This window comes from Dactylosporangium sp. NPDC049742 (assembly GCF_040674675.1).
In the GTDB taxonomy this organism is placed as follows: domain Bacteria; phylum Actinomycetota; class Actinomycetes; order Mycobacteriales; family Micromonosporaceae; genus Dactylosporangium; species Dactylosporangium maewongense.
The window spans coordinates 1-12,986 of sequence record NZ_JBFANF010000084.1; the positions used below are offsets into that span (position 1 = coordinate 1).

Consider the following 12,986-nt stretch of genomic DNA (forward strand, 5'->3'; position numbering starts at 1 on the left):
GCCCCCTCGCCCTCCGGCCCCGCCCCCCCCTCCCCGCCGGGCGTCGCGGCGGCCCGCCCGGGCCGGGCCGGGGGGTTCTCCGACGTGGTCCGCGGCGCCGCGGACCACGTCTGCGCGACCTTCGCCGACGAAGGGCTGTGCGGCCACCCGGAGATCGAGACCGCCCTCGTGGAGCTGTTCCGGGTCACGGGCGAGCAGCGCTACCTCGACCAGGCGGCCCGGTTCGTCGAGCGGCGCGGGCATCGCAGCCTGCCCGAGCACGAGTTCGGCTGGCGGTACTTCCAGGACGCCGTGCCGGTCCGCGACGGCGAGGCGTTCGCCGGCCACGCGGTCCGCGCGCTCTACCTCGCCGCCGGTGCCGTCGACGTGGCCGTGGAGACCGGCGACGACGCGCTGCTCGGCGCCGTGGTGCGGCAGTTCGACCGGACCCTCGCCCGGCGCACCTACATCACCGGCGGGATGGGCTCGCGGCACCTCGACGAGTCCTACGGCGACGACTTCGTGCTGCCGCCGGACCGCGCGTACTCCGAGACGTGCGCCGGCGTGGCCACCGTGATGCTCGCGCACCGGCTGCTCCTGGCGACCGGTGACCTGCGCTACGGCGACATCGTCGACCGGGTCCTGCACAACGTGATCGCCACCGCGGTCGCCGACGACGGGCAGTCCTTCTTCTACGCCAACACCCTGCACCAGCGGACCCCGACCGAGGCGGTGCCGCCGGACCGGGAGCAGCTGCGCTTCGGCGGCGGGCCGCGGGCCCCGTGGTTCGAGGTCTCCTGCTGCCTCAACAACGTCGCCCGGCTCGTCGCCTCGCTCGGCACCTACCTGGTGACGGAGGACGACAAGGGCGTGCAGGTGCACCACTACGCACCGATGACCATCGATACAGAGGTGGCCGGGGAGCGGGTCACCGTCGAGACCGACTACCCCGAAGGCGGCACCGTCGTCGTCACCGCCGACCGGCCCGTCACCGTGCGGGTGCCGGCCTGGGCGGACGGTGCCACGCCGACCCGCGACGGCGACCAGGTCCGCCTGGACCTGCCGGTCAAACCCCGTTGGACGTTCCCCGACCAGCGGGTCGACGCGACCCGTGGCTGTGCCGCCGTCGAGGTCGGCCCGGTCGTCATGTGTGCCGAGTCGGTCGACCAGGAGGACGGCGTCACCCTCGACGACATCCAGGTCGACACGTCCGTCGCCCCCGAGGCCACCGCCGTCAAGGGGCGCCTGCTGCACCGGGCCGAGCGCGGCTGGCCGTACCAGAGCCGCGAAGACCAACCCGAAAGCTCCGATCCGATCGTGGTCTCCCTTGTGCCCTACCACCGCTGGGCCCGGCGCGGGCCCTCCACGATGCGGATCTGGCTGCCCACCACCTGACCCCCACCCGAAATGGAGGTGACGCGATGCCACACCCCCGCTGGAAACTCAGGCTGGCAATCGCGTTGACGACCGCCCTGACCGGCTCGATCGGTGCCGCGACGCTGGCCGCCAACCCGGCGTCCGCGGCACAGACGATCGGCTACCCGACGTTCAACGGGCCGGCAGTGCCCGCACCGCCGGTCGCGATGAGCACCGGCAACACCATGCAGGCCATCTTCGACGCGGAGAGCGGCGGCACGGACTTCTGGATGGACCGGCTGCTCGCGCGGCCCGGCAGCGACCCCGCCGGCACCTGGCTGATGACCCGCGGCCGGGGCGTGTTCATGAAGACCCACACGCCGGCGACGCTCGGCTTCGGCGGTGACGTCGCGTACTGGGAGAGCATCAACGGGCAGGGCGCGTTCACCGTCACCGCCGGCACCGGCACCTGGACCGAGCAGGTGTCGCAGCGCTGGCAGGCGCCCAGCCACTGGAAGAGCGTCCACACCAACGGATCCCTGCGGATCAACCAGACGAAGTTCATCACCCACAACAACGTCGCCGTCGACAACCTGGCGATCACCAACACCGGCACCGCCTCGCAGACGATCGCGCTGCGGGTCACCTCGCCCTACGCCACGTCCGGCAGCGGCAACGAGCTGACCGGCCAGGTGGGTGTGAAGAACGCGCTCACCACCCTGTACCCGCGGCTGTCCGCCGACGGGTTCACCGCCACCAGCGGCGGGCTCAACCGGTCGGTGACGATCGCGGCCGGCGCCACCGTCACCACCAAGGTGCTGCTCGGCTTCGTCGCCAACGAGCTGCCCGACTCGCTCACGGAGTACAACGCCTACAAGGGCTACAGCGCGGCGACCGCCTTCTCGACCCACGTGCGGGACTACAACCGCTGGTGGGCCGTGAACGTGCCGTACCTCGACGTGCCCGAGCCGGCCATCAAGAAGAACATCTACTACCGCTGGTGGCTGATGCGCTTCAACTACCTCGACGTCGACATCCCCGGGCAGGACTTCCAGTTCCCGGTCTCGGTCGAGGGCGCGCTGGGCTACAACAACGCGATCGCGCTCACCCAGCCGATGCACATCGACGACCTCAAGTACCTGCGCAACGCCGCCTACTCCTACGGGCCGTGGCTGTCGGTCGGGCAGACGTCCAAGGGCGGCCGCTTCATGGACAACCCCGGCGACCCGGAGAACTGGTCCAACAGCTACACCCAGTACATCGCCGAGGCGGCCTGGCGCAGCTACCAGATCCACGGCGGGCAGCCCGCGATCGCCGGGAACCTCGCGAAGTACGCCGAGGGCGACGTGAAGGGCCAGCTGTCCTACTACGACCACAACAACAACGGCCTCATCGAGTACGACTGGGGCGCGCTCACCGGCAACGACGCCGACGCCGTGTCGTTCCACTGGCGCTCCGGCAACATGGACCGGGCCGAGTCCGCGTACGTCTACAGTGGAGCGCTCGCCGCGGTCCAGGCGTACACGGCGATCGGCAACACCGCGAAGGCCGCCGAGATGCAGGCGATCGCCGACCGCATCCGCAACGCCATCGTGTCGACGCTGTGGGACTCGACCAACAAGCTCATCGAGCACCGCCACGTCTCCACCAACGCGCTCGTGCCGTGGAAGGAGATCAACAACTACTACCCGTACTCGGTCGGCGCGATGCCCAACACCGACGAGTACAAGCAGGCGCTGCGGCTGTTCGCCGACCCCGCCGAGTACCCGGTCTTCCCGTTCTTCACGGCCAACCAGAAGGACAAGGCGGCCGCCGCCGCGGCGGGCCAGCCGGGCAGCAACAACTTCTCCACCATCAACTCCACGGTGCAGTTCCGCCTGTACTCCTCCGTGCTGCGCAACTACCCCAACCAGTGGATGTCCACCGACGACTACAAGAAGCTGCTGTACTGGAACGCCTGGGCGCAGTACATCGGCGGCAACACCCAGTGGCCGGACGCCAACGAGTTCTGGGCCGACTGGAACGCCGGCACGAAGAACATCGACTACCGGTCCTGGATCCACCACAACATCCTCGGCAGCAGCAACTGGACCGTCATCGAGGACGTGATGGGCCTGCGGCCCCGCAACGACAACCAGGTCGAGCTGAGCCCGCTCAACATCGGCTGGCCCAACTTCGCCGCCAACAACCTGCGCTACCGCAACGCCGACCTCAGCGTCGTCTGGGACGACCCGGCCGACGGCGTCGTCAAGTACAGCGGCATCCCGCAGGGCTACTCCATCTTCGTCAACGGCACCCGCGTGGCGACCGTCGACAAGCTGGTCCGCCTGGTGTGGAACCCGAGCACCGGCGCGGTCACGTTCCCGGCCGGCGGCGGCGCGACCGTGCAGTTCAGCGCGGCGTACTCGGGCCTGCAGGCACCGGCCCAGGTGAGCCAGACCAGCGCCCAGCTGGTCGACATGTTCAACAAGGCCGGCGTCGACCTGACCTCGACCCTGCCGAACTACGCGCAGGGCGTGGCCACCTCCGCGTCCTACACGGCGAGCGGCACCGCCGGCGCCAACGCGGTCGACGGGTTCCCGATCAACGAACCGACGTGGGGCACCTACGGCTCGCCGAACGCCACCGACTGGCTGGAGCTCAACCTCGGCGGTGCTTCCGGAACAGCGCGGACGGTCGACGAGGTGCGGCTGTGGTTCCGCAACGACCGGGCCACCAACCGGTACCGGCAGCCCAGCTCGTACCAGATCCAGTACTACGACGGCAGCGCGTGGGTGAACGTGGCCGCGCCGGTGAAGACGCCGGGCACGCCACGGGCGAACTACAACGTCGTCAACTTCACCGCCGTCAACACCACCAGGCTGCGGGTGCAGGTGACCCACGCGTCGGGCTTCAAGACCGCCCTGACCGAGGTCAAGGTGTACAACCGGGGCGGCGGCACCGTGCCCCCGCCGACGGGCGGCAACCTCGCCCTGAGCGCCACCCCGAGCGCGTCCTACACCTCGTCGTGGGAGAGCGTGGCCGCGCTCAACGACGGCATCGATCCGCCGAGCTCCAACGACACCGTCAACCCGCGCTGGGGCACCTGGCCCAACACGGGCGAGCAGTGGGGCCTGCTGACCTGGTCCTCCGCGCAGACGGTGAACGCCGCCGACGTCTACTTCTTCGACGACAACGGCGGGGTGCGGCTGCCCGCGTCGTGGAAGTTGCAGTACTGGAACGGCACCGCCTACGTGGACGTCGCCGGCGCATCCGGCTACCCGCTCGGCATCAACCAGTACAACCACGTGACGTTCACCGCGGTGAGCACCACCAGGCTCCGGGTGCTCCTGCAGAGCGGCACCGCCTCGGTCGGCCTGCTGGAAGTCAAGGTGACCGGCCCGTAACCCCAGAAAGGTCCGCCCGTGCACAGCGTACGAAGGCCCCCGGCGATGCGGGATGTCGCCCACCTCGCCGGGGTGTCCCACCAGACCGTGTCCAGGGTGGTCAACGACCACCCGAGTGTGCGGTCCGAGACCCGAGCCAGGGTCCTCGCCGCGATGCGGGCGCTGGACTACCAGCCCAACGTCGCGGCCAGGACCCTGGCGACGAACCGGTCGCAGACCGTCGGCCTGGTCACCTTCGACACCACGCTGTTCGGGCCGTCGTTCATGGTCCACGCCATCGAACGCGCGGCCCGGGAAGCGGGCTACTTCGTCAGTATCGCCAGCGCCAGGGAGCTGAACGTGCCCTCCGTGTCCGAAGCGATCCGCCGGCTGCGGGAACAGGCGGTCGAGGGGATCATCACCCTCGCCCCGGTCGCCGCGGCCTGGACGGCGCTCGGCCGCTCGCTGCTCGACGTGCCCGCGCACGTGCCGATCGTCGGCATGGGCATCGACGTGGCGGCGATGCCGGAGGTGCCGATGGTGGCCGTGGACAACGCGGCAGGTGCCGGGCTCGCGACCCGGCACCTGATCGCGCTCGGTCACCGCACCGTGCACCACGTCGCGGGCCCGCCCGAGTGGCCCGAGGCCCGCGAACGGCTCGCCGGCTGGCAGGCAGCGCTGGAGGACGCCGGCCTGCCGGTGCCCGTCCCGCTGCCCGGCGACTGGAGCGCCCGGTCCGGCTACGCCGCCGGCCGGGCGCTCGCCGCCGACCCGTCGGTGACGGCCGTGTTCTGCGGCAACGACCAGATGGCGATCGGCGTGCTGCGCGCCCTGCACCAGGCCGGCCGGGCGGTGCCGGACGAGGTCAGCGTCGTCGGGTTCGACGACATGCCGGAGGCGCCCTACCTGCAGCCTCCCCTGACCACCGTCCGGCAGGACTTCGCCGAGCTCGGCAGGCGCAGCATGCACCTGCTCGTCACCCAGATCGCGGCGGGCGTGCGGCAGACCGGTCAGCACCGGTCCGCCCCCGACCTCGTCGTGCGTGAAAGCACCTCCGCTCTTGCTTTTTGATAGCGCTCACAAACAATGTGTCCAGGAAGGGACCGACCTTGAAGCGTTTACTGAGCGGCACCGTCGCCGCCACCCTGCTGCTGGCGCTCGGCGCCTGCGGCGACTCCGCCGACTCCCCGGCGGCGACCGGAGAGGCCGCGGACAGCGGGGCCACGCTCACCCTGTGGACCCGCGCCGCCACCGAGTCCGTGTCGAAGGCGTACGCCGCCGCCTACAACGCCACCCACAAGAACCAGGTGCAGGTCACCGCGTACCCGAACGAGGAGTACCCGGCGAAGCTCGCCTCGGCCGCCGGGGCCAAGGCGCTGCCTGACCTGTTCGCCTCCGACGTGGTGTTCGCGCCGCAGTACGCCTCGCAGGGGCTGTGGCTGGACATCACCGACAAGTTCAACGCCCTGCCGATGAAGGACAAGGTCGCCCCGGCGCACGTGCGCAACGGCACCTGGAACAAGAAGAACTACGCGGTCCCGCACACGATCGACATGTCGGTCATGCTGTACAACAAGGACCTGTTCACCAAGGCGGGCCTCGACCCGGAGAAGCCGCCGGCGTCGCTGACCGAGTTCGCCGCGGCCGCCCGCGCCATCGACAAGCTCGGCGGGGACATCAACGGCACCTACTTCGGCGGCAACTGCGGCGGCTGCAACGTCTTCACCCTGTGGCCGTCGGTGTGGGCCGCCGGCGGCGACGTGATGAACGCCGAGGGCACCGCCTCGACCATCGACTCCAAGGAGATGTCGGAGGTCTTCGCGCTCTACCGGAAGCTGTACGACGAGGGCGTCGCCGCGCCGGCGTCGAAGGACGAGGCCGGCCCGACCTGGCTCGGCGCGCTGCAGAGCGGCAAGATCGGCATCGCCCCGGCGCCGTCGGCGTGGCTCGGCATCATCGAGGAGAAGGCCACCTTCAAGGTCGGCATCGCGCCGATCAGCGGCATCAACGGGGGCGAGTCGACGTTCGTCGGCGGCGACTCGATCGGCATCGGCGCCACCAGCAAGCACGCCGCGGCGGCCTGGGACTTCCTCGCCTGGACCCTCGGCGACGAGGCGCAGGTCGAGGTCGTCGCGAAGAACAAGGGCGTGCCGACCCGCACCGACCTGGCCTCGAACAAGTACTCCTCGGCCGACCCGCGGATCGTGACCATCAACAACCTGATGGGCAAGGGCAAGACGCCGTACGCGAAGAACTTCAACGCCACCTACAACGACCCGCAGAGCCCGTGGAACACCGCGTTCCGCGGCGCCCTGTTCGGCGACGCGCAGAAGTCGCTCGGTGACGGCGCCACCGCCCTCACCGCCTCGCTGAAGAAGTAGGCCGATCCGCCCGCCCCTGTGCGAGCAGGGGCGGGCGGCCCGCCGGCACACCCCTCGAACCAAGACACCCCTCGAACACGGTCGCACCGGAGAAGATGATGACCTTGCTGGCGCCAACGCGACCGACGGTCCTGCCGTCGGCGCCGCCGCGAAGGAAACGCAACAAGCAGTGGATCGGCGCCCTGTACGCCGCGCCGACCGCGTTCGTGGTGGGCATGTTCTTCGTCGTGCCGCTCGGCCTCGTCGTGTGGATGTCGCTGCACCACTGGCCGCTGCTCGGCGCGCCCACGATCAACGCGCCGGAGAACTACGCCGGGCTCGCCGACGACGACCTGCTGCGCACCGCCGTGTGGTTCACCCTCAAGTACACGGTCGTCGTCACGGTCCTGCTGTTCGTGCTGTCGTTCGGCCTGGCGCTCATGGTGCAGCACCGCCGGCGCGGCGTCGGGCTGCTGCGCACCGCGTTCTTCCTGCCCGCCGCGGTCGGCTTCGCCAGCGCGTCGCTGCTGTTCCTCGGCCTGCTCAGCGACGAGATCGGCCCCGTCAACCGGGTCCTGGAGAAGGTCGGGCTGGTCGACGGGTACGTGTCGTGGACCAGCGGCAGCCCCAACTCCGCGCTCGGCTCCGCGGTCGTGCTCGTGCTGTGGCGCTTCGCCGGGTTCAACATGCTGATCCTGCTCACCGGCCTGCAGGCGATCCCGCTGGACGTGTACGAGGCGGCCCGCCTGGACGGCGCGACCCGCTGGCAGATCTTCTGGCGGATCACCGTGCCCCTGATGCGCCCGACGATCGCGCTGGTGCTCACGCTCATGATCACCGGCTCGCTGCTCGCCTTCGACCAGTTCTGGATCCTCACCCGCGGCGGCCCCGACAACGGCACCACGTCGCTGGTCATGGTGATCTACCGGGAGGCATTCATCGAGCTGGATCTCGGCTCGGCGGCGGCGATCTCGGTCGTGCTGCTCGGGGTGCTCATCGTGTTCAACGCCATCCAGCTCGGCGTCCTGCGCCGCCGATCGCAGTAGGGACCCGTGCTCATGCCCCGCAAGATCAGTGCCGCCGCCCTCGCCGTCCTCTTCCTGTTCCCGCTGCTGTGGAGCGCGTGGGCGTCGGTGCGTACCCCGTCCGGCTTCGGCCTCGAGAACTACAGCCGGCTGTTCACCTCGGACAACGGCATCCGCTTCGAGCACATCGTCAACAGCGTCACCGTGTCGGCGCTGACCGTCGGCGGCACGCTGCTGGTCGCCACCCTCGGCGGCTACGCGTTCGGCCGGTTCCAGTTCCCCGGCAAGAACGCCCTGTTCCTGCTCACCCTCGCGATCCTGATGGTGCCCTACGCGACCATCCTCATCGCCCTGTACGTGCTGCTGGGGTGGATCGGGCTGCAGGACTCCCTGCTCGGGCTCAGCCTCGTCCTGATCATGTTCCAGCTGCCGTTCTCGATCTTCATGATGCGCAACGCGTTCGAGGCGATCCCGAAGGAGCTGGAGGAGTCCGCCCTGATCGACGGGTGTACCAGCTTCGGCGCGCTCACCCGCGTCATGCTGCACGCGGTGCGGCCGGGCCTGATCACCGTCGGGCTGTTCGCGTTCCTCACCTCGTGGAGCGAGTTCTTCGCCCCGCTCATCCTGCTCAACTCCACGGACAAGTTCACCGTCATGCTCGCCGTGGTCAACATGCGCACCGCCACGTTCGGCGCCATCGACTACGCCGCCCTGGAGGCCGGCGTGACGTTCATGGCGGTGCCCTGCCTGCTGCTCTTCCTCGTCCTGCAACGCAGCTACGTCCGCGGCTTCATGTCGGGCGCGCTGCGCGGCTAGCGCTACCTCGGCACCACGGCGGACCGTCCACGGACGGACGGTCCGCGGACACCCCATACCCTCGGGAGGGACCCATGTCCTCACCACCGGTGACCCGCCGCAGCGTGCTGCGGACCACCGCCGTCGCCGGCGCCGCCACCGCCGTCGCCCCGCTCCTGTTCTCCGAGGCGGCCGGCGCCGCCCGCCCGGACACCGGCGTCTCCGCCTACGCGTTCCCGCTCACCGCGGTGCAGCTGCTGACCAGCCCGTTCACCGCCGCGGCCGGGCGCATCCACTCCTACCTGCTGTTCCTGGACAACGACCGGCTGCTGCACACGTTCCGCCTCAACGTCGGGCTCTCCTCCTCCGCCACCCCCTGCGGCGGCTGGGAGTCACCGACGACCGAGCTGCGCGGGCACTCCACCGGCCACATCCTGTCCGCCCTCGCCCAGGCGTACGCGAGCACCGGCAACACCGCCTTCAAGACCAAGGGCGACCAGCTCGTCACCGTCCTCGCCCAGTGCCAGTCGCGCGCCGCCACCACCGGCTACAACACCGGCTACCTCAGCGCGTTCCCGGAAAGTTTCATCGACCGGGTCGAGGCGCGGCAGTCCGTCTGGGCGCCCTACTACACGCTGCACAAGCTCATGGCCGGCCTGCTGGACATGCACCAGCTCGCCGGCAACGCGCAGGCGCTGACCGTGCTCACCGGCATGGCGGCGTGGGTCAAGTTCCGCAACGACCGGCTGACCCTGACCCAGCGGCAGAACATGCTCGACACCGAGTTCGGCGGGATGAACGAGGTCCTCACCAACCTCTACCAGCTGACCGGCGACGCCGCGCACCTCGCCGCCGCGCAGCAGTTCGACCACGCCGAGATCTTCGACCCGCTCGCGGCCGGCACCGACAGCCTGAACAACTACCACGCCAACACGCAGATCCCGAAGATCATCGGCGCGATCCGCGAGTACCACGCGACCGGGACCGTTCGGTACCGCACGATTGCGGTCAACTTCTGGGACATCGTCACCCGCCGGCACACGTACGCGATCGGCGGCAACTCCAACGGCGAGTACTTCAAGGCTCCCGACCGCATCGCCAGCGAGCTGTCCGACACGACCGCCGAGTGCTGCAACTCGCACAACATGCTGAAGCTGACCCGGCAGCTGTTCTTCACCGACCCGTCCCGGGTGGACTACCTCGACTACTACGAGAAGGCGCTCTACAACCACATCCTCGCCTCGCAGGACCCGAACTCCGCGCACGGCTTCCAGTGCTACTACGTGCCGCTGCGCGCCGGCGGGATCAAGACCTACAGCAACGACTACAACAGTTTCGTCTGCTGCCACGGCACGGGCATGGAGAGCAACACCAAGTTCGGTGACAGCATCTACTTCCACGACGGCGCCAGCACCCTGTACGTGAACCTGTTCATCCCGTCGGTGCTGACGTGGTCCGCGCGCGGCGTCACGATCCGGCAGGAGACCGGCTTCCCGGAGGCCGGCTCGACCAAGCTCACCGTGACCGGGTCCGGCACGTTCACCGTGAAGGTCCGGATCCCGTCGTGGGCGTCCTCGGCGTCGGTACGGGTGAACGGTGCCGCTCAGCCCGCCCCCGCACCCGGCTCGTTCGCCACGATCGCCCGCACCTGGGCCTCCGGCGACGTCATCGACGTGACCCTGCCGATGGCGCTGACCCGCGAGTCCGCCAACGACAACAGCAGCGTGCAGGCGGTGAAGGTCGGCCCGATCGTCCTCGGCGGGCTGTTCGGCACGAACAACCTCAGCGCGCTGCCGGTGCTCAACCCGGCCACGCTCACCGCGACGGCGACCCCGTTGCAGTACACCGCCGGCGGGGTCACCCTCCAGCCGTTCTACAAGGTGCACGGCCAGCGCTACAGCGTCTACTGGTCGGTCAACACCAACCCGCCGCTGCCGCAGTTCGTCGCGCACTACCAGTTCGAGAACAACGGCACCGACGCCACCGGCAACGGCCGCACCGCCACGGTCACCAACGGCACCTACGTGACGGGCCGCACCGGCAGCGCCGTCAACCTCAACGGCACCAACGGATACGTGGCGCTGCCGTCGGGGATCCTGGCCGGCGCCACGAACTTCGCCGTCGCCCTGTGGGTCCGCGTCGACACGCTCGCCAACTGGGCCCGCGTCTTCGACTTCGGCAGCGGTACGGGCGTCAACATGTTCCTCGTCGCCAGGTCGGGCTCCGGGACCGCGCGGTTCGCGATCACGGCCACCGGTGCCGGCGGCGAGCAGCGCATCGACGCCCCGTCCGCCCTGCCGGCCGGCGCCTGGACGCACGTCGCCGTCACCCGCGAGGGCAACCTCGGCGTGCTGTACGTCAACGGTGCCGAGGTGGCGCGCAACACCGGGCTGACGCTCAGCCCGTCGAGCCTCGGCTCCACCACGCAGAACTGGGTCGGGCGCTCCCAGTACGCCGACCCGTACCTCGACGGCGCCGTCGACAGTCTCCGCATCTACAGCCGCGCGCTGACCGCCGCCGAGGTCGCCGGCTTCGCCGCCAACGGGACCTGAGAGGTTTCTGATGTTGCATCGACCAGTCGTGCTCGCCGTGCTCGCGGCGACGACCGTCTCCGTGCTCAACTGGCCGGGCGTGGCCGCCGCCGCGCCGGTCACCTTCGCCAGCACCGTCGTCAACCAGTCCAGCGGGCAGTGCGCCAACGTGCCCGGCGGCGCGCCCACCAACGTCCTGCAGCTCGTGCAGGCCGCCTGCAACGGCGCCACCAGCCAGAACTTCACCTTCGTCCCGGTGGCGAACGCGACCGGCACCTACACCGTCAACACGCTCACCTCCGGCTCCTGCGTCGACGTGACCGGCCGCTCCACCGCGGACAACGCGACGATCATCCAGTACACCTGCAACGGCCAGACCAACCAGCAGTTCCGGCTGCAGGCGGTCACCGTCTCCGGCGCCACGAACACGTTCAACCTCGTCAGCGTCCAGTCCGGCAAGTGCGTCGCGCCGGCGTCCGCCGGGCTCGTGCAGCTGACCTGCTCCACGGCGACCACGCAGGTGTGGCGGCTGCCGACGTACAACGGCGGCACGACGACCACGCGCACCTTCACCAACCCGCTCGACCCGCAGGGCCCGGACCCGTGGCTCACGTACTACAGCGGCTACTACTACCTGGCGTCCACGACGTGGAACCGCACGATCACGATGCGGAAGAGCCGCACGCTCGGCGGCCTGGCCACCGCGCCGGAGACCGTCATCTTCAACCTCACCCGCCCGAACGGCGCCGGCACCATGTGGGCGCCCGAGTTCCACCTGCTGAACGGCCCCAACGGGCAGCGCTGGTACTTCTACTACACCGCCGGCGCCGAGCCGTACAACCTCGGCACGCAGCGCATCCACGTCCTGGAGAGCGCGGGCCTCGACCCGATGGGCCCGTACACGTTCAAGGCCGACCTGCTCGACCCGACCTCTGACAACACGTGGGAGCTCGACCCGAGCATCCTGCAGCTCAACGGCCAGCTCTACCTGCTCGGCACGTTCTACAACGGCTCACAGCCGATGTTCATCCGCCCGCTGTCGAATCCGTGGACGGCCAGCGGCACCCGCCGCATCCTCTCCACGCCCACCTACAGCTGGGAGACGGTCGGCGGCGCCGTCAACGAGGGCGCCGAGGTCATCACCCACGGCGGCAAGACCTTCATCATCTACTCCGCCAGCCACTGCTCCACCCCGGACTACAAGCTCGGCATGCTCACCTGGAACGGCGGCGACCCGCTCAACTCGTCCTCGTGGGTGAAGTCCCCGAACCCGGTCTTCCAGCGCTCCAACGCCAACTCGGTCTACGCCCCGGGCCACAACGGCTTCTTCAAGTCCCCCGACGGCACCGAGGACTGGATCGTCTACCACGCCAACAGCTCCACCAGCGGCGGCTGCGACATGAACCGCAGCACCCGCGCCCAGAAGTTCACCTGGAACGCCGACGGAACCCCCAACTTCGGCGTCCCGGTCGCCCTGGGCACCCAACTCCCCGTCCCCTCAGGCGAACCCGCCTCCTGACCCGACCCCCCCCGCATCCACGACGGGCGGGACCGACCGGTCCCGCCCGTCCCGCT

The 12,986-nt window shown here is 69.8% G+C and carries 8 protein-coding genes; all 8 read left to right on the plus strand.

The genetic code is table 11. The features are described 5' to 3' along the window. On the plus strand, positions 1-1,374 hold a 1,374-nt coding region (locus AB0J72_RS52455), incomplete at its 5' end, for a beta-L-arabinofuranosidase domain-containing protein (protein ID WP_363414624.1). Between the two features lie 26 nt (positions 1,375-1,400). Further along, a complete protein-coding gene (locus AB0J72_RS52460; protein ID WP_363414627.1) occupies positions 1,401-4,721 on the plus strand; it encodes a hypothetical protein in 3,321 nt (1,106 codons plus the stop codon). A gap of 45 nt (positions 4,722-4,766) precedes the next feature. Then, on the plus strand, positions 4,767-5,771 hold the full coding sequence (locus AB0J72_RS52465; RefSeq protein ID WP_363414630.1) for a LacI family DNA-binding transcriptional regulator: 1,005 nt from the start codon (positions 4,767-4,769) through the stop codon (positions 5,769-5,771). 38 nt (positions 5,772-5,809) lie between these two features. Beyond that, complete coding sequence (locus tag AB0J72_RS52470) at positions 5,810-7,081, plus strand: sugar ABC transporter substrate-binding protein (RefSeq protein WP_363414633.1); 1,272 nt, start codon at positions 5,810-5,812, stop codon at positions 7,079-7,081. Between the two features lie 98 nt (positions 7,082-7,179). Then, positions 7,180-8,106, plus strand: a complete 927-nt coding sequence (locus AB0J72_RS52475) for a sugar ABC transporter permease (RefSeq protein ID WP_363414738.1) — start codon at positions 7,180-7,182, stop codon at positions 8,104-8,106. A gap of 12 nt (positions 8,107-8,118) precedes the next feature. After that, positions 8,119-8,901 (plus strand): carbohydrate ABC transporter permease, encoded by a 783-nt coding sequence (locus AB0J72_RS52480; RefSeq protein ID WP_363414636.1) that lies wholly within the window; start codon positions 8,119-8,121, stop codon positions 8,899-8,901. A gap of 74 nt (positions 8,902-8,975) precedes the next feature. Continuing rightward, a complete protein-coding gene (locus AB0J72_RS52485) occupies positions 8,976-11,432 on the plus strand; it encodes a beta-L-arabinofuranosidase domain-containing protein (protein ID WP_363414639.1) in 2,457 nt (818 codons plus the stop codon). A gap of 10 nt (positions 11,433-11,442) precedes the next feature. Continuing rightward, a complete protein-coding gene (locus AB0J72_RS52490; protein ID WP_363414642.1) occupies positions 11,443-12,930 on the plus strand; it encodes a family 43 glycosylhydrolase in 1,488 nt (495 codons plus the stop codon). Positions 12,931-12,986 lie beyond the last annotated feature (56 nt).